We start from the raw sequence: 19,973 nt of genomic DNA, 5'->3' as shown, positions 1-19,973 counted from the left end.
AAACTCATAAAAGGGATTCCCAAACAGGCGAAGATATGATTCAACGCTTCTCAAATCATTGAGGAGGTTTTGATGCGCCGCCGCCGGTATGAACTGACAGATTATGAATGGTCGATCATAGAGCCTTTGCTGCCGAACAAGCCGCGCGGGGTGCCTAGGGTGGATGACCGCCGGGTGATCAACGGCATCTTGTGGCGCTTTCGGGCGGGAACGCCGTGGGCAGACATTCCCGAAAGATATGGTCCCTACACCACCTGCTACAACCGGTTTGTCCGCTGGCGCAAGGCCGGGGTGTGGGACCGACTGTTCGAGGCGGTGAGCAAAGCCCATGACGGTGACATCATTATGATCGACAGCAGCTGTGTCCGTGTGCATCAACAAGGGGCCACGGCAAAAAGGGGGATCAGGACGATGGCTGCATGGGCCGTTCCCGGGGTGGACTGACCACCAAAATCCACGCCCTCGTCGATGCGGATGGTCTGCCGATCAGGCTTTCGCTGACTGCTGGACAGACCCACGACAGCAAACCGGCCCTTGATCTGATTGAGGACATCAAGGAGGAAGCGATCTTGCTCGCTGACAAAGCCTATGATACCGACGCGCTTCGTGCCTTCACCACAGCGCGCAGAGCTTGGGCCAATATTCCGCCAAAAGCCAACCGCAAGCAGTCCTTTACCTTCAGTAAATGGCTGTACCGACACCGTAATCTCGTCGAGCGTTTCTTCAATAAGCTCAAGCACTATCGGGGCATTGCAACGCGCTATGACAAAAACCCGGAGAATTTCCTCGCCGCTGTAAAACTGGCTTCAGTCTGTATCTGGTTGAAAAATTATGAGTCTACGACCTAGTCCATACGCTTGTGTTTGCGCCGTTTCTCGAACGCCATGTACGACCAAGGCATACTGCCAACATAAAGCGCGCCGATGATAATCATCACAAGCCACGTGCGCACAAACAGCCCCGCGATCACGATACCAATCAGCAGCATCACCGGCACAAACCACTCACGCGGTATCCGCAGCGCTTTCAGCGAAACCGTGGGTATGGTTGAAACAATAAGCATGGCAATCGCAACGGTGTAAACTGCCACGACGGGCGCATAGTCCTTCACAAAAGTGTTCTCAAGTGCAAAGTCCACCATCAAGGGGGCCAGCAACAGATTTGCCCCCATGGGGGCGGGCACACCGGTCAGGAAGCCAAGCCGTTTCCTTGGCTCTTCTTCATCATCAAGGCGTGCATTGAACCGCGCGAGGCGCAAAGCCATCGCTGTCGCATATATCAGGGCAACGGCCCAACCAAGGCGGTCCAGCGACTGCAACCCCCAAAGATAGAGAACAACGGCCGGCGCCACGCCGAAAGCCACAACATCGGAGAGAGAATCAAGCTCGGCACCGAAACGGCTCGTGCTCTTCAAAAGCCGCGCCACCGTGCCGTCAAGGCCGTCGAACACACCAGCAAGCAAAATGGCAAATACCGCCAGTTCCCACTTCCCTGCGAGCGCAAACCGGATCGAGGTAAGGCCTGCCATGAAGGCAAAAAGCGTCACGGCGTTCGGCAAGATGGTCCGAATGGAAAATGCCCTGAAAAGCAACGCCTTCTCTTTTGCCATGTCGCCCTCCTCCTGCGTCATAAACGTCCGGTGTCCGTTGCGTTATTTCGCAGCGCGCGCGATAACAGTTTCGCCGCCAATCATTGTCTGACCAACCTTGACGGTCGCCTCAAGGCCCTTGTCGAGATAGATATCGGTACGACTGCCAAAGCGGATCAGGCCAAAAAGTTCGCCCCGGCCGACGCTTTGGCCGATCTCGAGATCACACAGGATACGCCGTGCCACAAGGCCCGCCACCTGTGCGAAAGCAACATCATGGCCGTCCACTGTCGTCATGCGGATAAGCTGACGCTCATTCTCCTCGCTGGCCTCTGTTGCTGCAGCATTCAGGAACTTGCCCGGCACATGCGCCAGGCCCGTGATTTCACCGGCGGCCGGTGTGCGGTTCACATGCACGTTAAAGACAGACAGGAAAATCGATACCCGCACCCGTGGTTCGTCGCCCATGCCAAGCTCCGCAGGCGGTGCCGCTTCGCTCACCGCGCACACGGTACCATCGGCCGGGCTGACAAGCACTCCCTCTTCGTCAGGTACGACACGCTCAGGGTCGCGAAAGAAATAGAGGCACCAGGCGGTAAGAATCAACCCGATCCAGCCAAGCGGCTCCGCGAGGAAAAACAGGCCCACCGAGACGGCAAAAAATATCACCACAAAGGTGTGCCCTTCCTTATGGATTGGCGTCATCACTACATCCGTTGCCTTCATATTTGAACCCTTTAGGTAACTGAAATTGCGCACACACTGGCGATTTGCAGGCCCGGCGTCAAGTCACGCCGTAGCCATGCCTGGCTTTTTAAGTTGTATAAAACATTCCCCTTGCGCTGTCGCCGGTGTTTCGTCCAAAACAGAATGAGGGTGTCATTAACACTTGCTTAAACAGAACGCGCGATTTTATGCATTATGGCACACCACATTTGTGATGAGGGAAATCAGGCTCCATGAAACTGCACGAAACGCTGGACAAGGTACAAGGGCATCTCGACAGCCTTGACGACCCCCAGTTCGACAAGATCGACTTTGAGTGGGAAGGGATCAAGTTTCACGCCGTGGCTGACAGTGACCCGGAGGGCGGCAAAATCCGGCTATCCGCAAAACTGGGCCAGCTCTATTTTACCGTTGAAGACGCCGCACAGCGCACAATGGCGATCGAGCGTGTTTACGCTACAAACCGCGGCATTGATGGTGCCTATAAAATCGAAAAAAACGGCCACGTCAGCTTCAATAGCGTTACACAAACCGACCACCATTTAGCAGGCACAGACCTGATGGGCGCGCTTACACTGATCCTTCTGGAATCTGAAACACACCTAAGGGCCCTGCGTTCGCACCTCAAGCCGGTGGATGACTAGCCCTCGGCCCCGTTAGTCGCCGCCTTGTTGGGTAGGCGGAAAATCTGCCCCGGATAAATCAGGTCTGGATCGCGAATCTGTTCGCTGTTTTCCTTGAAGATCACCGTGTAGCGCACGCCCGAGCCATATAACTGGCGTGCAATTTGCCACAAGGTATTGCCTGGTTTGACAAAAACACCGCCCTCGGCCGCTTGCGGATCAATCGGCGACCCTGTTCGGAACGGCTGCTCAATCCGCAACTGTACCTGCCCGTCACCAATTGTCTGGTCAACCCGAATAAGGTGGTTACCGGCGGTCAACATACGGTCCTTAAGCGGAATGCTCCAGCGGCCACTGTCCGTCGCACGAACACTGCCGATAAACTCATCGTCCAGATAAAGCCTGACATCAACGCGCGGCAACGATCGCCCGGTAAACACCGCAGCGCCGCCGTCGCCATAATCGATGGTATCGACACTCAGACTTTCGCCCACTTCACCGAAGGCAGCCACGCCCGGTTTTTGCAGAACCGTACTGGCGCCGTCGCCGCTTTTTGGCGTCAATACAGCAACCACACCATTTTGTTCACGCTCGACAAACCGTTTGTCGTCACGTTCGGGCACCGACACAACAACCACGTTGTCGGCCTCGGCAATCCGGTTATGGTTTTTGTCCACGGCTTTGAGGTTAAGTTCAACTGACCCCGCCTCCAGCGGCTCCTGAAGGATCATCACCCACTCGCCGTCATCATTGGCGACAACCTCCGAGATTTTCTTGCCGTTTGCATAAAGTTCCACGCGTGCGCCCGGGGTCATGCGGCCGGCAATAACGCCGGTCCCCCCGCGAGAGATGCGTACGAGGTCAAACTCCGGCACCACCTCGTTCGCCGCTTCGGCTTTCTGGTTGGTATCGGTTTGCTGGGTCGCACTATCTGGTGAAATTGTGTCTGGCGCTGGTTCGCCACCAAAAATAACATACAGCACGGCAGCAACACCGATCAAAGCGGTTACCGCTCCAATCGCCATCCTGCGCATGTCGTCGCTTTTGCTTTCAAGTGGGCCCATATCACACCATACTAGTCTTTCAATAAAGCCTTAACAATCGGGCCTTTATAATGAAAGATGATTTTATTAAAAACATGTCAAAACTTTGACCTCAAACGCTTTCTCTTATCCCACATATATAAAGGATTAAAAAGTGCGAGCCTTGTCCAGCGTATCAGTCTCTCGTGAAAGTAATATCAAGACAGTGTGTGTTTATTGTGGCTCCCGCATGGGAAAAGGGCCTGAATATGAAGCATTGGCTAACGAACTCGGCGGCGTGATTGCCAGCGAAGGCATGAATCTGGTCTACGGCGCAGGCAGCGTGGGCCTGATGGGGGTTGTGGCGCGGGCGGCGCGTGATGCAGGGTCGGACGTCATCGGCATTATTCCCGAGCATCTGGACGCCGTGGAGATCACACAAGAGGGCCTGAGCGAACTGCACGTCACGCGGAACATGCACGAACGGAAAAAAATGATGTTCGACCGGTCAGATGCCTTTATCGTGCTGCCCGGAGGCCTGGGCACATTGGATGAGACCTTGGAAATCATGACATGGGCCCAACTCAGCCTTCACAAAAAACCAATTATCCTCTTGAACCACAAGGGATATTGGTCGCCGCTGCTGGAACTCATCAATCATGTGGTTACGGAAGGTTTTGCTTCCAGGGAAAATGCCGCTTTGCTTCAGGTGGCGGAGAATGTGACCGAAGCGATGAAGCTTCTTGCAAACGCCTCACCGCAAAAGGAAGCATCAAACAGCGAATTGATGTAAAAAAGGCGCAAATGAGTAAAATTTGCCCCTGTTCACTCTTCAACTATATGAATTGTGATGATAGGGTGCGCGCAATTTCGCGCCGTCTTCTCCCGGGCGCACTATTACCCCATGGGACAAAAACTAGTTTGAGGGACCAATGAGCAAAATTACCGTAAAAAATCCTATTGTGGAAATCGATGGCGACGAGATGACCCGGATCATCTGGCAATGGATCAGGGAACGCCTTGTCCAGCCGTATCTGGACATTGATCTGCTTTACTACGATCTCTCTGTCACCAAACGGGATGAAACCGACGACCAGATTACCATTGATGCTGCAAACGCCATCAAGGAACACGGTGTCGGTGTAAAGTGCGCGACCATAACACCTGATGAACAGCGTGTTGAAGAATTTGACCTCAAGAAAATGTGGCGCAGCCCGAACGGCACGATCCGCAACATCCTGGGCGGGACTGTTTTCCGTGAGCCCATCATCATGAAAAACGTGCCGCGTCTGGTTCCGGGCTGGACCAAGCCGATTGTTATCGGCCGTCACGCTTTTGGTGACCAGTACCGTGCGACAGACTTTCTTGTGCCCGGCGCCGGCAAGCTGACGATGAAGTTCGAACCGGCAGACGGCGGCAAAGCCATTGAACGCGAAGTTTATGACTTCGAAGAAGCCGGTGTCGCGATGGGCATGTATAATGTCGATGCCAGCATCCGTGATTTTGCCCGTGCGTGCATGAACTATGGCCTGAGCCGCCAGTGGCCGGTATATCTCTCTACCAAAAACACGATCCTGAAGGCCTATGATGGCCGTTTCAAGGACCTGTTCATGGAAGTGTTCGAGGCCGAATTCAAAGATAAGTTCAAAGACGCTGGCATCACCTATGAACACCGCCTGATTGACGACATGGTAGCCTGTGCGATGAAATGGGCCGGAGGTTTTGTCTGGGCCTGTAAAAACTATGACGGTGATGTGCAATCTGACACCGTGGCGCAGGGCTTTGGTTCACTGGGGCTGATGACCTCCGTCCTGATGACGCCGGACGGAAAAACGGTGGAATCCGAAGCCGCACACGGCACGGTAACGCGCCACTATCGTCAGCATCAGGAAGGCAAGGAAACGTCTACTAACCCGATTGCGTCCATCTTTGCCTGGACCCGTGGTCTGAAGTATCGTGGTAAAATGGATGGCACACCTGAGGTAATCAAGTTTGCCGAGGCCGTTGAAAAGGTCTGCATCAACACCGTTGAAACCGGCAACATGACCAAAGACCTCGCGCTTCTTATCGGCCCGAACCAGTCGTGGATGACCACAGGCCAGTTCTTCGACAAGATCGACGAAAACCTGAAATCAGAGCTTAGTTAAACTCAGGACATCGGAAACAAATTAATGAAAAGGCCGCTCACTGAGCGGCCTTTTTTGTATCTGGTCTGTTTTTCTAGCTCGCTGCAATAGCGGCTTCAATGGCGCTGATCGCGTCAGTGGCCCTGGCGCCATCAGGTCCCCCCGCCTGCGCCATGTCGGGACGGCCGCCGCCGCCCTTGCCGCCCAGCGCTTCCGCGCCTACGCGCACAAGATCCACAGCGCTGGCCTTCGATGTCAGGTCATCGGTAACCCCAATAAGTATGGCAGCCTTGCCATCGTTCGTCGCAATCAGGCAGACGATGCCGCTGCCCATGGATTTTTTGGCGTCATCCGCCATACCGCGCAGGTCGCGAGGCGGCACACCATCAAGCACCTGTCCAATAAACTTTATCCCTGCAATTTCCTTAACCGCCGGGCCACTGGAGTTCCCACCAAGCGCGGCCTTTTTGCGCGCCTCTGTCAGTTCTTTTTCAAGCGTTTTACGCTCGCCCTGCAGGGCCGCGATCCTCTCAGGCAATTCCACGGGATTTGTTTTCAACTGTGACGCGGCTTCCTTCAGCAGCTTTTGCTGACCAAGCAGATGGTCAAGCGCGGCAGCACCTGTCAGCGCCTCGATGCGGCGTACACCTGCGGAAACCGCGCTTTCCCCGACAATTGTGAAAAGCGCAATATCGCCAAGTCGTTCAACGTGTGTACCGCCACACAGCTCAACCGAATAATGCGGTTTGCTTTTGTCCGGGTTATCCCCCATGGAGACAACACGAACCTCGTCACCGTATTTCTCGCCAAACAGCGCCATGGCGCCCGCGTCAATCGCATCATCATAACTCAGCAGTCGTGTTTCCACGGCTGCATTATCGCGTACAATGCGGTTCACTTCACGCTCAACTGCCGCCAGTTCGTCTTCCGTCAGCGCTTTCGGATGCGAGATATCAAAACGAAGACGGTCCGGCGCCACGAGCGACCCCTTCTGGGTCACGTGTTCCCCGAGTTCACGGCGTAGTACTTCATGCAGGACATGGGTGGCGGAATGATTGGCCCGTAACCTGTTGCGGCGATCTGTATCCACGATCATATCAAGCGCGTCGCCGACCTTGACAAGCCCTTCCTTAACCTGGGCTTTATGAACGTGAAGCGCGCCAACCATTTTTGCCGTGTCGGTTATCTTAAGCTTGACCCCGGCGGCTTCCATGGTTCCCGTGTCTCCCATCTGGCCGCCGCTTTCGCCATAAAATGGTGTCTGGTTGGTCACCACCATAACATCGTCGCCAGTCTCCGCGCGTTCAACACGTTCACCGTCTTTTACAAGGGCAACAACCTGGCCCTCAGCCACCTGCGTCGTGTATCCGACGAACTCCGTCGCGCCTTCTTCGTCCTGGATATTAAACCAGACCTTTTCCGTCGCTGCGTCGCCTGAACCAGCCCATGCCGCCCGGGCTTTAGCGCGCTGTTCTTCCATGGCAACCTTGAAGCCGTCCACGTCCACACCGCGATTTTGGCCCCGAAGATGGTCCTGCGTCAGGTCAAGCGGAAAGCCGTAGGTATCATACAGCTTGAACGCAACCTCACCGGGCAGTTCCTTGTCGTCAGCAATTTTTTCAAGTTCGTCTTCAAGCAGCCGCAGTCCTTTGTCCAACATCTGGCGGAAACGGGCTTCCTCAAGCTTCATGGTCTCTTCAATAAGCTTCTGCGCACGGCCCAGTTCAGGAAACGCCTGGCCCATTTCACTGACCAGCGTCGGTGCAAGCTGATGCATCACCAGATCCTTGGCGCCGAGCAAATGTGCATGGCGCATGGCACGGCGCATAATGCGGCGCAGCACATATCCACGGCCTTCATTGGACGGCAGAACCCCGTCTGCAATCAGGAAACTGCAAGCGCGCAGGTGGTCCGCAATCACCCGGTGCGAGGCCTTGTTCTCTTCCGTTTCCCTGGCCCCCGTAGCCTCAATCGATGCTTCAATCAGACGGCGGAAGGTATCGATCTCATAATTGTCATGTGTCCCCTGCATGACGGCAGCAATCCGCTCAAGCCCCATGCCGGTATCGATGCTGGGTTTTGGCAGGTCTATCCGTTCACCGGACGCAAGCTGTTCAAACTGCATGAACACGAGATTCCAGATTTCTACAAATCGGTCACCATCTTCATCCGGGCTGCCGGGAGGGCCACCCCAGATATGGTCGCCGTGATCATAGAAAATCTCAGAACAGGGACCACAGGGCCCCGTATCGCCCATAGACCAGAAATTATCCGCAGTCGCGATGCGGATGATGCGTTCGTCGGGCAAGCCCGCAATCTTTTTCCATAGATCAAAGGCCTCGTCGTCTTCGTGGAAGACGGTCACCGTAAGCTTGTCCCTGTTCAGTCCGTATTCCTTGGTGATCAGGTTCCAGGCAAACTGGATAGCATCGTCCTTGAAATAATCGCCGAACGAAAAATTACCAAGCATCTCAAAAAAAGTGTGGTGACGCGCTGTATAGCCTACGTTATCCAGATCATTATGCTTACCGCCTGCGCGCACACATTTTTGCGATGAAGTCGCGCGCACATAGTCGCGGGTTTCAGCCCCGGTAAACAGGTTCTTGAACGGCACCATACCCGCATTGATAAACATCAGGGTTGGATCATTGATCGGCACCAGGGGTGCGGACGGCACGCGCTCGTGGCCTTTCGATGCAAAGAAGTCCAAAAAAGTTTTACGGATGTCGTTCGCGCCCGCCATAGGTATAAACCTTTACTTCATGTTACAGACCGCCAGCCAAGCGTCAGGCTGATGGCAAATTAAACTTCTGGCTCTTGTAACGACAGGCCGTTTCGCTGTCCAGCCAATGTCACACCTGTTGTCAGCTTTTTCCGCCTCATCACTCCAATAAAAAAGGCGGCACACCGCCGCCTTTTAACCAACTACACCTGAGAGGAACTAGTCTGCGGTCTCTTCCCCTGGCGCAACGAGCATGGCTTCGTTCACAAGCCCTGCATTTTGCCTGATCGCCCGTTCAATCTCGTTTGAGACATCCGCATTCTCAACAAGGAAGCGTTTGGCGTTCTCCCGCCCCTGTCCGATACGCTGGCTTGAATAGCTGTACCAGGATCCGGACTTTTCAACCACGCCAGCTTTAACACCGAGATCGAGGATTTCACCTGTTTTGGACACGCCTTCCCCATACATGATGTCAAATTCCACCTGTTTGAAAGGCGGTGCCAGCTTGTTTTTCACAACCTTGACCCGCGTGGCGTTACCGACAATCTCGTCCTTGTCCTTGATCGCGCCGACCCGGCGAATATCAAGACGAACGGATGCATAGAACTTCAGGGCGTTGCCGCCAGTCGTTGTCTCGGGGCTGCCATACATTACACCAATTTTCATCCGAATCTGGTTGATGAAAATAACAATGGTATTGGATTTCGAAATTGACGCCGTCAGCTTGCGAAGCGCCTGGCTCATCAAACGGGCCTGCAAGCCCACGTGACTATCGCCCATCTCGCCTTCAAGTTCCGCCCGCGGGGTAAGCGCTGCCACAGAATCCACAACGAGGATGTCAACAGCACCGGAACGGACGAGAGTGTCGGCGATCTCGAGTGCCTGTTCGCCAGTGTCCGGCTGACTGATGAGCAACTCGTTAACATCCACACCGAGTTTGCGCGCATAAACCGGATCAAGCGCGTGTTCGGCGTCGACAAATGCAGCGATACCTCCCTTTTTCTGAGCTTCGGCAACCGCGTGCAGAGCCAAGGTTGTCTTACCGGAACTTTCTGGGCCATAAATCTCAACGATCCGACCTTTAGGCAGGCCACCAATCCCGAGTGCGATATCAAGGTTTAGCGAGCCTGTTGAAATGGTTTCAATCTCGATACCACTCTCGCGTTGCCCGAGCTTCATGACCGAACCTTTGCCGAAGGCTCTGTCGATCTGGCCCAGTGCCGCTTCGAGTGCTTTTGTCTTATCCATGGATGTTCCCTTTACCAACTGCAGTTCCGGCATTGACATGATTGGTCCCCTTATTCCACAGGCGTTAATCCCTTGCAATGACCGTTTTGTACCTTCTTTGTTCTCATTGTGCAACAGGTATTCTCATTTTGTTCTCACAGCCAGGCCGGAACATGGTTCAATCAGCCCAGTATACCTTTGACCTGTTCGGCCAAATCTTTGAGGGAAAAAGGTTTTGGCAGGAAGAGGAAATCTTCATCCTCAAGATTTTGCCGGAACATATCCTCGGCATAACCAGAGACAAAGATCACCGGCAGATCAGGGAATACCTTGCGCGCTTCCCGCACCAGCGTCGGCCCATCCATGTTTGGCATGATAACATCGGAAATAAGGAGGTCTACGGTATCGTCACCATCAATCAGGATATCGAGTCCTGCCTCGCCCGATGATGCTTCAAGCACGCGGTAGCCTTTGTTGCTCAAGGCGCGGCTTGCGAACATCCGGACTGGGTCTTCGTCCTCCACAATCAAAATGGTGCCTTTGCCGGTGAGGTCTCGCGCGGGCGCCTCGGTACGTTTGGCATCCTGGCCTTCCTCGGCTCCCCCTGTGTGGGCCTTGAAGAACAGCCGGAAGTTAGTGCCAACACCCTCTTCTGATTCAACAAACACAAACCCGCCGGTTTGTTTGACAATGCCGTATACGGTCGCCAGCCCGAGTCCCGTGCCCTGTCCAACTTCCTTTGTTGTGAAAAACGGCTCAAAAATCTTGGCGAGGTTATCCTTGGGAATGCCGCAACCGGTATCAATAACCTCAACCAGCACATAATCATCCGGAACGATCACATCATATTGCTCGATGAGTTTGTGGTCAGCGCCTACCATACTGGTTCTAATCTCAAGCTTTCCGCCGCCCGCCATCGCGTCGCGCGCATTCACCGCCAGGTTGATAATCACCTGCTCAAGCTGCCCCTGATCAACTTTCACCGGCTGCAAATCGCGGCCATGCATCACCTTCAGCTCGATATTTTCGCCGATCAGACGGCGGATCAGGTTGGAAAGTTCAGCCAGGACATCCGTCATCATCAGAACTTTCGGCCGCAGCGTCTGCTGACGGGAAAACGCCAGCAGTTGACGCACCAGATTGGCGGCCCTGTTAGCGTTTTGTTTGATCTGGATAATGTCGGAGAATGACTGATCGCCCGCATCGTGGCGCACCAGCAGCAGATCACAAAAACCGATAATTGCCGTCAGCAGGTTATTGAAGTCATGCGCCACGCCGCCGGCCAGTTGCCCCACAGCCTGCATTTTCTGCGCCTGGACAAACTGGCGTTCCAGACTTTTCTCCTGGGTCGTGTCCATCATATAGAGGATCACCATGGACTCTGTCCCCGACACAACTGGTGAGGAGACGATCTGGCCAACGCGCTCCGGCTGTGCGTTATAAACCACGTCGAGGGGAAGTGACGCCGGGCGGCCTTCGCATCCGTTTTCTATCAGCGCCTTCAGGTCATCGCGATCATCCTGCTTCACCAGATCAAGTACACTGTCACCCGGCTGAACCCGTTTCCCTGCCGGATGTAACCGCAATGGTCGATTAAACTCCAGCAACCTAGCCTGCTTGTCCACAACCGCAACGGCAACCGGCGCATTATCGAAGATTGGGTCGATCAGGATTTTATGGTCTTCCGCAAACTGTCCAACCCCGGCCCGATTGGACTTTTGCAGGAAGCGGTAGCGTCCGATCTGGCGCTCATGCTCACGCGTTGCGAGCGGCACATCGATCACGTCCACATCAATGCGCTGATTATTGCCAACAAGTAGCTGGCTGTCGCCAGACCGAAGCTGAATTTTGATCGGCATCTGACCCGGTTCAAGCTCAAGCCACTCGCGCATCACTTTGTTGATGTAATGCAGTTTGCCATCACTGTCTTCGAGCACAACCGCACAGCCGAGTTGTTCAAAGACAGGCGCATCCCAATTGCCAATAATGGCCCGTTCATGCTCCAGGCGCTGCCGGTCACCGTCGCAGGCGACATGCCACATGATGTGCCGTTTGACGCGCTTTCCGGAGACGAGGAGCGAGTTTCGTTCGTCGTCTGGTGTAATGAATTCCCGGTCACCAGACCCCGTGGTCAATACCGTCGCTAGCAGGCTACCAAGGGCTGCCTGATCTTTCTTTCCGCGCAGAAGGTCCTGGATAATTCTAGGCGCACCGAACGCCAGTCGTTCAAATGCAGCGTTCGAGGCAACAACCTCGCCGCTGAGATTGGTTATCACGACGGCGCGCCGTTCAAGCGCCACAAGCGCATCAACCAGATCCTTGTCGACGACCTCCCGCCTGCCAACGGACTGCCCCACTTGCCCCAGGGCACGTAAAAGAGTGAGCGCTGTGGCAATCAGGAGCGCGCCGCTCACAACAACAGCGACAAAAAAGCCCCAGATCACCCAAATCAGGAAAGCGATACCCGCTGTACCCACAAGCGCCGCAAGCGCGATGGTCAGGAGTTTAATGCCGGACTTTGCCTCGCTATCAACCAAGGCTTCCTTTACCGGTAGCGGCAGGCGGCTTTCCATAAATCAATCTCTCCCCGACATTTCAGAAACTGTAGGCCTGATCTCAGGTCACGTTCAAGCCCTCTCAGCGCTTACGTCCTGAAAAGCCAGCCTTCCTCAACTTCATAATATAGCTGATGACGCCGGCAACCGCCTTATAGTGCTCGGGCGGAATCTCCTCATCAATATCGACGCCAGCATGCAGCGCGCGCGCAAGCGGCGGGTTTTCGATGATGGGGACACCATGCTCTTCCGCCATTTCCCTGATCCTAAGGGCAACTGTATCAACACCTTTGGCCACAAGCTTCGGTACGTCCATGGTGCCATGTTTATATTCCAGAGCAACCGCATAGTGCGTCGGGTTGGTAATAACGACATCAGCCTTCGGGATATTCGCCATCATGCGCTGCATGGCGCGTTCACGCCGGATCGAACGCAGCCTTCCTTTCACGTGCGGGTCACCATCGGACTGCTTGCGTTCGTCTTTGACCTCCTGCTTCGTCATACGCAACTTCTTGATATATTGGTATTTCTGATAGGAATAATCGATCGCTGCGACGATGGTCAGGAAAATCAACACCGCGATCATCAGCCGGACCGCCATGGTGTAGATCAATCCCATCAAATCAATGACCGAGAGATACATGATGGTGTCGATCAGCTCTCGCTCGGGCAAAACCACAATCAACACGGCCGATGTCACCCCGATAAGTTTCAGGGTTATTTTCACAAATTCGATGAAAATCCGGGTGGAGAAAATCTTCTTAGCCCCTTTGAGCGGGGATAATTTGCTGAGGTCAGGCTTTAATTTCTCAAAAGTAAAGGTGGCCCCATGCTGGATATAGCTGGCGGCGAGAGCAATAACGACAAAAATGCTGAAGGGGATGATGATGATAAAAAAAACTTCGCGAACCAGCGCAAAAATATTCGCTGTGGCGCCCACCTGCTCCGTATCCATCAGGTGGATGTTGCCCATAAATACCTGCAGGCGCAACGCCACGGATGACGCCATAAAAGGCCCCAGGCCAGCAACAACTGCTGTAGCCGCAGCAAGCATAAACCAGGTTTTGAGTTCCTGGCTCGAGGCAACCTCGCCCTTCTCTTTGGCATCCTGCAGCTTTTTGGCTGTCGGCTCCTCGGTTTTCTGACTTTCGTCTTCGTCAGCCATCGCTCACCCCAAAAAACCCAGCAGGAGATCGCGAAAACGATCAAGAAACAGCTGCATCATGCCGCCAATAAGCAGCATCATAATGGAAAAACCCATAAAAATGTTCACCGGCATACCGATGAAAAACACCTGAAAGCCCTGCACCATGCGGGAGATAAGCCCGAGACTGAGGTTGAAAATCAGGCCATACGCGATGAATGGCGACGCCATATGAAACCCCAGCAGGAAAGAGTCCGAGACCATCTCGGTCACCAGCGTGGCAAAGTCGGCATAGGGTAAAACTTCCCCGACTGGAAACTTCTGGTAACTGTGCGCCATCCCCAAGATCATGAGATGATGCAGGTCAAAAACCACAATCAGGGTAATAGCGATATAGGTCATGAACGCGGCAACAAGCGCGCTCTGTGACCCCTGCGCGGGGTCAAACGATTGCGCTGCGGCAAGGCCGGTCTGGAAGGCAATCACGGTGCCCGCCACATGCGTGGCTGACATCAGAATTCTGGTTGCCAGGCCAATGATGATCCCGACCAGAAATTCCCGGAACATGAGAGCAAATAACCCAAACACGCTTTCAGGCATAGGAGGCATCAGGTCGCGAACGCTGCTGTATACAATGACCGAGATCGTCAGTGCCAATCCAGCACGAATACGGCCCGGCACCGAGCTTTCACCCAGAATTGGCATTACCATCACCAATGCGGCAAGGCGAACGGTAACGAGCAAGAAACCAAAAGCTTCGACCGGTAATACGTTGCCTAACATGGGCTTAACCGCCCGATATGATACGCTCTGATATCCTCAGCATGAAGGCAGACAAATTTCGCCCCATGTAAGGCAGCGCAATTAAAAGTACGGTAAACACAGCGATGATTTTGGGGACAAAGGTGAGGGTCATTTCCTGAAGCTGTGTAAGGGTCTGGAAAAAGGCGATGGCAACCCCAACCATCAGGCCAACCGCCAGAATTGGCCCTGCAGTCAGCAGCAGCACAATCAAAGCATCTCTCGCGACCTCAAGTACATCAGGACCGGTCACCTGCTACCCCCAAAGTTTTGGTGCATCAATGCCTAGATCGGCATCTTCAGAATATCGTTGTATGCCGAGATCACTTTGTCCCGTACACTGATAACCGTATCAACAACCATCTCAGCATTAGACACAGCAGTCACAACGTCCACCATATCCGCTTGGTCGACCAGCGCCTTGGCACTTGTCACCTCTGCCGTGGTGGTGGCTTTCTGCACGTCGCCAACTGCCTGGTCAACGAGTGCGCCAAACGCCGAGTCCGCCTTTACGCCGTCCGCCCCATCGCGTGCACCAAGCCCACCGGGCTGCATTTGCTTTGTCGCTTGCGAATAAGCGTTAACGGCATCAAGCTGTTTGATATTCATCACTTACTCCTAGCGCAGCAGGTCCAGGGTCATCGTCGCCATACGACGTGTCGCCTCGAGCGCGTTGAGGTTTGACTGATAAGTCCGTTGCGCCTGCCGCATGTCCATCATTTCAATCAGACCATTCACATTAGACGTCTTGATATACCCTGCCCCATCAGCCGCCGGATTACCCGGATCGTATTTCTTGCCGAACTCTTTCTGATCATACGCAACAGCGCCAGGCTTGACGAGCGTCACACCGTTCGCACGGTCAAGTTCGGTCTCGAAGGTAACAATTTTGCGGCGATATGGATCAGCCCCGGGCTCCATTGCGATAGAGTTCTGGTTGGCAATATTCTCAGAAATGACGCGCATACGTACCGACTGGGCCCTAAGACCCGCCGCCGATGCCATCATGGCTTTTTGTAAATCCATTGCCTGTCTCTCAATCGCGGTCCAGAGGAAGGGCGGTCAGGTTCTACCGACCACCATCCTTGCCAATAGCTTTCTTCAAAAGCCCCAAATTCTTTTTGTAGAGGTTGACAACCATGCCGTATTTCATCTGATTATCGGCCAAAGTCATCATTTCCTCTTCGAGAACCACTGAGTTTCCATTCGGTGATTCTTCACGTCCCTTGATCTCCACAATCCGGGAATTGTCGGCGCTGCCACCGGAAATATCCATATGCCGCCCGCTTTTGGCCCTCATCTGAACAGTCCCTGAGGTGCCAGCCGACATCTCTTCCACAAGGCCGGAAAACTGCTGTTTTTCCAGTTCCTTGGCGCGATACCCAGGGGTATCGGCTTGTGAAATATTTTCCGTAATCACGGCCTGATTGTTATTCAACCAGTTAAGGCGCTGTTTGAGCGCAGCCATAATCGGTATGTTTGTCAGATCCATCGTCTCTCCGGACATATCGCCTGAATTAAACTTATATACACCATAACATGACCCAAAACGGGTTAACAAGTTGCAAACAATCCTAAATTTTCTTGGACAGCCCCAGCCCTTATGTCCTTGCATTTTTAAGGGAACTGACGCTGAATATCAGGATGAGCGAAGCTGAAAACAAGCATGTTCCCGGCACAAAAGCCGTCGCGGTAACGCGCGCCGACAACAATAGTGCGCCTCGGATCTCCGCAAAAGGCCATGGGTATGTCGCTGAAAAAATTCTCGACATTGCCTTTGCTGAAGGCGTTAGGGTTCGGCAGGACAAAGACCTTGTTGAACTGCTGGATGCCTTTGATGTTGACTGCCCCGTGCCTTTTGAGGCACTGCATGCGGTGTCGCTGATCCTTGAGCGTGTCTACGCCGAGAACCACAAACTTGAAACCACAAGAGCCGGGCCGCAACAGGACTCGGTTGAAGCCCCTGTTGCACAACCCATGACAGATACGGACCGCTGAATATGGAATATCTTGGTGTTTTCTCCGTTTTGTTCATGATGCTGGGCGCGCTTGCGCTGATGGCATGGCTCGTACGGCGGTTTGGCCTCCTGCCCGGCACACACCGCCAGAAGCCCGGCGACAAGGAACTGGAAATAATTGCAAGCCGTCTTCTCGACGCCAGAAACCGGCTGATTGTTGTGCGCTGGCGTGACCGGGACTATCTTATCGGGACTGGTGCAAACGGGGTCACCCGCATCGATAGTAAAGGTCCGGGATTCGCTGAAATGATTGAGGCCGGCGGTGATGCGAAAGAAGGGGAAAACCGTGGTTAAATTTGCATTACATCGCAAACTGATCACCAGAAGCATGATCATTCTGGCACCACTGGCCATCGCCCTGCTTGTCGGCATGGCGCCCCCTGCCATTGCGCAGTCAGTCAATATCGATCTTGGCCAGTCCGGCTCCCTCAGCGGACGAGTTGTGCAGCTTATTCTCTTGATGACAGTTTTGAGCCTCGCACCCAGTATTCTGGTCATGATGACAAGTTTCACACGCATGGTAATCGTATTTTCGCTGCTCAGAAGCGCAATGGGCACCCAGCAATCACCGCCAAATATCGTGATCGTTTCGCTTGCGCTTTTCCTTACGGGCTATGTTATGATGCCCACATTCACGGCGGCATGGGATCAGGGCATCCAGCCACTCATCAACGAAGAAATTGATGAAGTTGAGGCCTATAACCGGGCGTCGGTACCCATGCGCAATTTCATGTTGTCTCAGGTCCGAGAAAAAGACCTTGAACTATTCATGACTCTGGCCAACGACCCAGAAACGGAAAATGTGCAAACGGTCCCGATGACTACGCTCGTGCCGGCGTTCATGATTTCCGAGATCCGTCGTGCATTTGAAATTGGCTTTCTGCTGTACGTGCCCTTTGTCGTGATTGACATGGTGGTGGCTTCGATCCTTATGTCGATGGGTATGATGATGCTGCCACCCGTGATGATTGCCATGCCATTCAAGCTGATATTTTTTGTCCTCGTGGACGGCTGGAACCTGGTGGCGGGCTCGCTGGTGCAGAGCTTCGGGACCGCTCCGCCGCCGGGCGTCGGCCAATAGAAGAACACCACACAAGATAATTAGTTAACCTAATTAAATTATCGTAAGTTGTGATATACCAATGAGATTAGTCTGGCTTATCCTCATCGACGATGGGCGGTTCGCCAATCTGCTCCCACAGCTCGATCTTGGTGCCTTCAGGGTCAAGTATCCAGGCAAATTTACCGTATTCATACTCTTCCATTTCCCCTATCTGCTCGATACCGGCCCTTTTTAGCCGGTCCAGCAGAGCCTCAAGTCCCCGCACTCGCAGGTTGATCATGAACTCGCGGCCGGAAGGGCGGAAATATTCGGTTTCTTTTTTGAAGGGGCCCCAGACAAAATAGCCCGCTTTCTCGGGATCATCATCCTCGCGAAACACAAAGCTGGCCCCGGTCCCATCAAAAGGAAAGCCCAGCTTGTTGCGGTACCAGTCAACAAGGCCTTCGCGATCACGACACTTGAAAAAGATACCTCCCACACCGGTGATGACACCGTCATTGTCGCTCATCGTTTTTCTCCCTCAACTTATTACCGGGAGAGTCTAGCCCCTGGGGTCGCTTTTGACGACCCCAGATTTGCATGACCTTCGAGGTTAATAGACCTCTTCCTTGGTCTTGAGAAACCGCAACGACGGAAAGTCATCTTTAGCCTTGTCAAGATGCCAGGTGTTACGCGCGAGGTAAACTGGTGCACCAGCATGATCCACGGCCATCGACGCCCGGTTCTGTTCACCAAACTTTTTCAGTTCGCGCGGGTCACCCTCTACCCATTCCGCCGTCATCAGGCTTGTCGGCTCGAAGCGGCACGGAATCTGATATTCTGTGCGGATGCGATCCGCCAGCACATCAAACTGCAGCGGGCCAACAACGCCCACCACCCAGTCACTCCCCAGGTTAGGCTTAAAAACACGGGCAGCCCCCTCTTCCGCAAGTTGCTCAAGTGCCCGGCCAAGATGCTTGGCTTTCATCGGATCATCCGCCCGCACTTTTTGCAGAATTTCCGGCGCAAATGACGGCACGCCGGTAAAGCGAATGATCTCGCCCTCCGTCAAGGTGTCACCAATGCGCAGATTGCCGTGGTTGGGGATTCCGATAATGTCGCCAGCATAAGCTTCTTCAGCGACCTCTCGGTCCTGAGCAAGGAAAAGCTGCGCATTATGGATTGCCAGGATCTTTCCGCTGCGGACATGCTTCATCTTGATGCCCTTGCGGAACCGACCGGATACCAAACGTACAAACGCAATACGGTCGCGGTGCTTGGGGTCCATATTCGCCTGAATTTTGAAGACAAATGCGGACACCTTCTCCTCCAGCGGATCAACCTTGCGCTCAAGCGCCTTACCGGCCCGAGGTTTTGGTGCAAAGTCAGCCAGCCCTTTGAGCAATTCCTGCACACCAAAGTTATTGATAGCCGATCCGAAGAAAACAGGGGTCAATGTGCCTTCAAGATAAGCCTCACGGTCAAAGGCCGGGCACAATGCGCGCACCATCTCAACATCAGCGCGCAATTTTTCAACGGCATAGTCAGGCAACAATTCATCAAGCTTCGGATCGTCAAGGCCACGGCATTCAATGCCTTCGGTCACGAGGTCGCCCTTACCGCGATCAAACAGAATAAGCTGATCGTGAATCAGATCATAACAGCCCTTGAATTCACGCCCCATGCCTATGGGCCAACTGGCTGGCGATACATCCAGCGCCAGCGTCTGTTCCACCTCATCCAACAGCTCAAACGGGTCCTTGGCTTCACGGTCCAGCTTATTGATGAACGTTGTGATCGGCATGTCCCGCAGACGACAGACTTCGAACAGCTTGCGGGTTTGAGCCTCGATGCCCTTGGCGCTATCAAGCACCATCACTGCGCTGTCAACCGCGGACAGGGTACGATAGGTATCCTCCGAAAAATCTTCGTGGCCCGGCGTGTCGAGAAGATTGAAGGTCCGGCCTTCATAGTCAAACGTCATCACAGACGATGCGACAGAAATACCGCGCTCCTGCTCCACCTTCATCCAGTCAGAGCGCGCCCGCCGACGCTCACCCCGGGCTTTCACTTCCCCGGCCGCCTGAATGGCGCCACCGAAAAGCAGCAATTTTTCGGTCAGGGTCGTTTTACCCGCATCCGGGTGCGAGATGATGGCAAAGGTACGCCGCCGATCGATAGGGCCGCCAAGTGTCATTACGAATCGTCCAAAATTCAGCCCCGAGCTGCGGGAGCAGTTGAAATTCTGCGCGCACCCTAGCGCTTTTTTCACTGAATGAAAGGAGAATTAAGGACAATTTTAATCAAATTTGTCGCAAAAATGTCACGCTCGATCATTTTCTAGCGCCATCTTCCGAAACACCCTTGGCTCTCCTTGCA

At 53.9% G+C, this 19,973-nt stretch carries 21 protein-coding genes; 7 read left to right on the top strand and 14 right to left on the bottom strand.

What is annotated here, in order from left to right; all coding sequences use genetic code 11:
• Positions 1-72: 72 nt before the first annotated feature.
• Positions 73-848, top strand: a protein-coding gene (locus OEU85_RS01545) for an IS5 family transposase (RefSeq protein WP_262689381.1) whose coding sequence is annotated in 2 segments (ribosomal slippage) — positions 73-388 and positions 388-848 — 777 coding nt in all. Because the reading frame shifts where the segments join, the coding sequence is not laid out codon by codon here.
• Here the strand turns inward: OEU85_RS01545 and pssA are convergent.
• Positions 845-1,609: a CDP-diacylglycerol--serine O-phosphatidyltransferase gene (gene pssA, locus OEU85_RS01540; RefSeq protein ID WP_262689673.1), complete on the bottom strand. Its 765-nt coding sequence runs from the start codon at positions 1,607-1,609 to the stop codon at positions 845-847. The genes OEU85_RS01545 and pssA overlap by 4 nt on opposite strands.
• A 42-nt stretch (positions 1,610-1,651) precedes the next feature.
• Positions 1,652-2,314 (bottom strand): phosphatidylserine decarboxylase, encoded by a 663-nt coding sequence (locus OEU85_RS01535; RefSeq protein ID WP_262689672.1) that lies wholly within the window; start codon positions 2,312-2,314, stop codon positions 1,652-1,654.
• Positions 2,315-2,547: 233 nt separating this feature from the next.
• On the opposite strand from OEU85_RS01535, the gene OEU85_RS01530 reads away from it, so the two are divergent.
• Positions 2,548-2,958 carry a hypothetical protein gene (locus tag OEU85_RS01530; protein WP_262689671.1) on the top strand — a complete coding sequence of 137 codons (411 nt, stop codon included), beginning with the start codon at positions 2,548-2,550 and terminating at the stop codon, positions 2,956-2,958.
• Here OEU85_RS01530 and OEU85_RS01525 read toward each other — a convergent pair.
• Complete coding sequence (locus OEU85_RS01525) at positions 2,955-4,001, bottom strand: LysM peptidoglycan-binding domain-containing protein (protein WP_262689670.1); 1,047 nt, start codon at positions 3,999-4,001, stop codon at positions 2,955-2,957. The two genes, OEU85_RS01530 and OEU85_RS01525, sit on opposite strands and share 4 nt — an antisense overlap.
• A 133-nt stretch (positions 4,002-4,134) precedes the next feature.
• Between OEU85_RS01525 and OEU85_RS01520 the strand changes: the two genes are divergently transcribed.
• A complete protein-coding gene (locus OEU85_RS01520) occupies positions 4,135-4,752 on the top strand; it encodes an LOG family protein (protein ID WP_317277408.1) in 618 nt (205 codons plus the stop codon).
• A gap of 139 nt (positions 4,753-4,891) precedes the next feature.
• Entirely contained in the window at positions 4,892-6,106 is a 1,215-nt protein-coding gene (locus OEU85_RS01515; protein WP_262689669.1) for an NADP-dependent isocitrate dehydrogenase, read from the top strand.
• 73 nt (positions 6,107-6,179) lie between these two features.
• Here OEU85_RS01515 and alaS read toward each other — a convergent pair whose 3' ends face one another.
• The 9 genes from alaS to flgB all read right to left on the bottom strand — a co-directional run bounded on the left by alaS (position 6,180) and on the right by flgB (position 16,026).
• On the bottom strand, positions 6,180-8,828 hold the full coding sequence (gene alaS, locus OEU85_RS01510) for an alanine--tRNA ligase (RefSeq protein ID WP_262689668.1): 2,649 nt from the start codon (positions 8,826-8,828) through the stop codon (positions 6,180-6,182).
• A gap of 198 nt (positions 8,829-9,026) precedes the next feature.
• Entirely contained in the window at positions 9,027-10,094 is a 1,068-nt protein-coding gene (gene recA, locus OEU85_RS01505) for a recombinase RecA (protein WP_394805372.1), read from the bottom strand.
• 122 nt (positions 10,095-10,216) lie between these two features.
• Positions 10,217-12,607 (bottom strand): ATP-binding protein, encoded by a 2,391-nt coding sequence (locus OEU85_RS01500; RefSeq protein WP_262689667.1) that lies wholly within the window; start codon positions 12,605-12,607, stop codon positions 10,217-10,219.
• Positions 12,608-12,671: 64 nt separating this feature from the next.
• The gene (flhB, locus tag OEU85_RS01495) at positions 12,672-13,754 is read right to left on the bottom strand and encodes a flagellar biosynthesis protein FlhB (protein ID WP_262689666.1); all 1,083 of its coding nucleotides are present in this window, start codon (positions 13,752-13,754) and stop codon (positions 12,672-12,674) included.
• Positions 13,755-13,757: 3 nt separating this feature from the next.
• Entirely contained in the window at positions 13,758-14,516 is a 759-nt protein-coding gene (gene fliR / locus OEU85_RS01490) for a flagellar biosynthetic protein FliR (protein WP_262689665.1), read from the bottom strand.
• Positions 14,517-14,520: 4 nt separating this feature from the next.
• Positions 14,521-14,787, bottom strand: coding sequence for a flagellar biosynthesis protein FliQ (fliQ, locus tag OEU85_RS01485; protein WP_262689664.1), 267 nt, complete (start codon positions 14,785-14,787; stop codon positions 14,521-14,523).
• A 32-nt stretch (positions 14,788-14,819) separates the two neighbouring features.
• On the bottom strand, positions 14,820-15,143 hold the full coding sequence (locus OEU85_RS01480; RefSeq protein WP_262689663.1) for a flagellar hook-basal body complex protein FliE: 324 nt from the start codon (positions 15,141-15,143) through the stop codon (positions 14,820-14,822).
• A 9-nt stretch (positions 15,144-15,152) separates the two neighbouring features.
• Positions 15,153-15,560: a flagellar basal body rod protein FlgC gene (flgC, locus tag OEU85_RS01475; RefSeq protein WP_262689662.1), complete on the bottom strand. Its 408-nt coding sequence runs from the start codon at positions 15,558-15,560 to the stop codon at positions 15,153-15,155.
• Positions 15,561-15,603: 43 nt separating this feature from the next.
• The gene (flgB, locus tag OEU85_RS01470; RefSeq protein WP_262689661.1) at positions 15,604-16,026 is read right to left on the bottom strand and encodes a flagellar basal body rod protein FlgB; all 423 of its coding nucleotides are present in this window, start codon (positions 16,024-16,026) and stop codon (positions 15,604-15,606) included.
• A 152-nt stretch (positions 16,027-16,178) separates the two neighbouring features.
• On the opposite strand from flgB, the gene OEU85_RS01465 reads away from it, so the two are divergent.
• The 3 genes from OEU85_RS01465 to fliP are packed head-to-tail and all read left to right on the top strand — an operon-like array spanning position 16,179 to position 17,633.
• Positions 16,179-16,532 carry an EscU/YscU/HrcU family type III secretion system export apparatus switch protein gene (locus OEU85_RS01465; protein ID WP_262689660.1) on the top strand — a complete coding sequence of 118 codons (354 nt, stop codon included), beginning with the start codon at positions 16,179-16,181 and terminating at the stop codon, positions 16,530-16,532.
• A gap of 2 nt (positions 16,533-16,534) precedes the next feature.
• A complete protein-coding gene (locus OEU85_RS01460) occupies positions 16,535-16,846 on the top strand; it encodes a FliO/MopB family protein (RefSeq protein WP_262689659.1) in 312 nt (103 codons plus the stop codon).
• Between the two features lie 34 nt (positions 16,847-16,880).
• Positions 16,881-17,633: a flagellar type III secretion system pore protein FliP gene (gene fliP, locus OEU85_RS01455; RefSeq protein ID WP_394805374.1), complete on the top strand. Its 753-nt coding sequence runs from the start codon at positions 16,881-16,883 to the stop codon at positions 17,631-17,633.
• 67 nt (positions 17,634-17,700) lie between these two features.
• Here fliP and OEU85_RS01450 read toward each other — a convergent pair whose 3' ends face one another.
• Positions 17,701-18,123, bottom strand: coding sequence for a VOC family protein (locus OEU85_RS01450; RefSeq protein WP_262689657.1), 423 nt, complete (start codon positions 18,121-18,123; stop codon positions 17,701-17,703).
• Positions 18,124-18,207: 84 nt separating this feature from the next.
• Complete coding sequence (locus OEU85_RS01445; protein ID WP_262689656.1) at positions 18,208-19,791, bottom strand: peptide chain release factor 3; 1,584 nt, start codon at positions 19,789-19,791, stop codon at positions 18,208-18,210.
• Positions 19,792-19,973 lie beyond the last annotated feature (182 nt).

The sequence above is a fragment of the Kordiimonas aestuarii genome (assembly GCF_025574465.1).
Classification (GTDB): domain Bacteria; phylum Pseudomonadota; class Alphaproteobacteria; order Sphingomonadales; family Kordiimonadaceae; genus Kordiimonas; species Kordiimonas aestuarii.
Note: the sequence above shows the minus strand (reverse complement) of the source record. Positions and strands in the feature narration are given on the sequence as shown.

Coding starts and splice junctions, on each gene's coding strand:
- pssA (WP_262689673.1), bottom strand. CDS start 1,609: ATGGCAAAAGAGAAGGCGTTGCTTTTCAGGGCATTTTCCATTCGGACC.
- OEU85_RS01535 (WP_262689672.1), bottom strand. CDS start 2,314: ATGAAGGCAACGGATGTAGTGATGACGCCAATCCATAAGGAAGGGCAC.
- OEU85_RS01530 (WP_262689671.1), top strand. CDS start 2,548: ATGAAACTGCACGAAACGCTGGACAAGGTACAAGGGCATCTCGACAGC.
- OEU85_RS01525 (WP_262689670.1), bottom strand. CDS start 4,001: ATGGGCCCACTTGAAAGCAAAAGCGACGACATGCGCAGGATGGCGATT.
- OEU85_RS01515 (WP_262689669.1), top strand. CDS start 4,892: ATGAGCAAAATTACCGTAAAAAATCCTATTGTGGAAATCGATGGCGAC.
- alaS (WP_262689668.1), bottom strand. CDS start 8,828: ATGGCGGGCGCGAACGACATCCGTAAAACTTTTTTGGACTTCTTTGCA.
- recA (WP_394805372.1), bottom strand. CDS start 10,094: ATGTCAATGCCGGAACTGCAGTTGGTAAAGGGAACATCCATGGATAAG.
- OEU85_RS01500 (WP_262689667.1), bottom strand. CDS start 12,607: ATGGAAAGCCGCCTGCCGCTACCGGTAAAGGAAGCCTTGGTTGATAGC.
- flhB (WP_262689666.1), bottom strand. CDS start 13,754: ATGGCTGACGAAGACGAAAGTCAGAAAACCGAGGAGCCGACAGCCAAA.
- fliR (WP_262689665.1), bottom strand. CDS start 14,516: ATGTTAGGCAACGTATTACCGGTCGAAGCTTTTGGTTTCTTGCTCGTT.
- OEU85_RS01480 (WP_262689663.1), bottom strand. CDS start 15,143: ATGAATATCAAACAGCTTGATGCCGTTAACGCTTATTCGCAAGCGACA.
- flgC (WP_262689662.1), bottom strand. CDS start 15,560: ATGGATTTACAAAAAGCCATGATGGCATCGGCGGCGGGTCTTAGGGCC.
- flgB (WP_262689661.1), bottom strand. CDS start 16,026: ATGGATCTGACAAACATACCGATTATGGCTGCGCTCAAACAGCGCCTT.
- OEU85_RS01465 (WP_262689660.1), top strand. CDS start 16,179: ATGAGCGAAGCTGAAAACAAGCATGTTCCCGGCACAAAAGCCGTCGCG.
- OEU85_RS01460 (WP_262689659.1), top strand. CDS start 16,535: ATGGAATATCTTGGTGTTTTCTCCGTTTTGTTCATGATGCTGGGCGCG.
- fliP (WP_394805374.1), top strand. CDS start 16,881: ATGATCATTCTGGCACCACTGGCCATCGCCCTGCTTGTCGGCATGGCG.
- OEU85_RS01450 (WP_262689657.1), bottom strand. CDS start 18,123: ATGAGCGACAATGACGGTGTCATCACCGGTGTGGGAGGTATCTTTTTC.
- OEU85_RS01445 (WP_262689656.1), bottom strand. CDS start 19,791: ATGACACTTGGCGGCCCTATCGATCGGCGGCGTACCTTTGCCATCATC.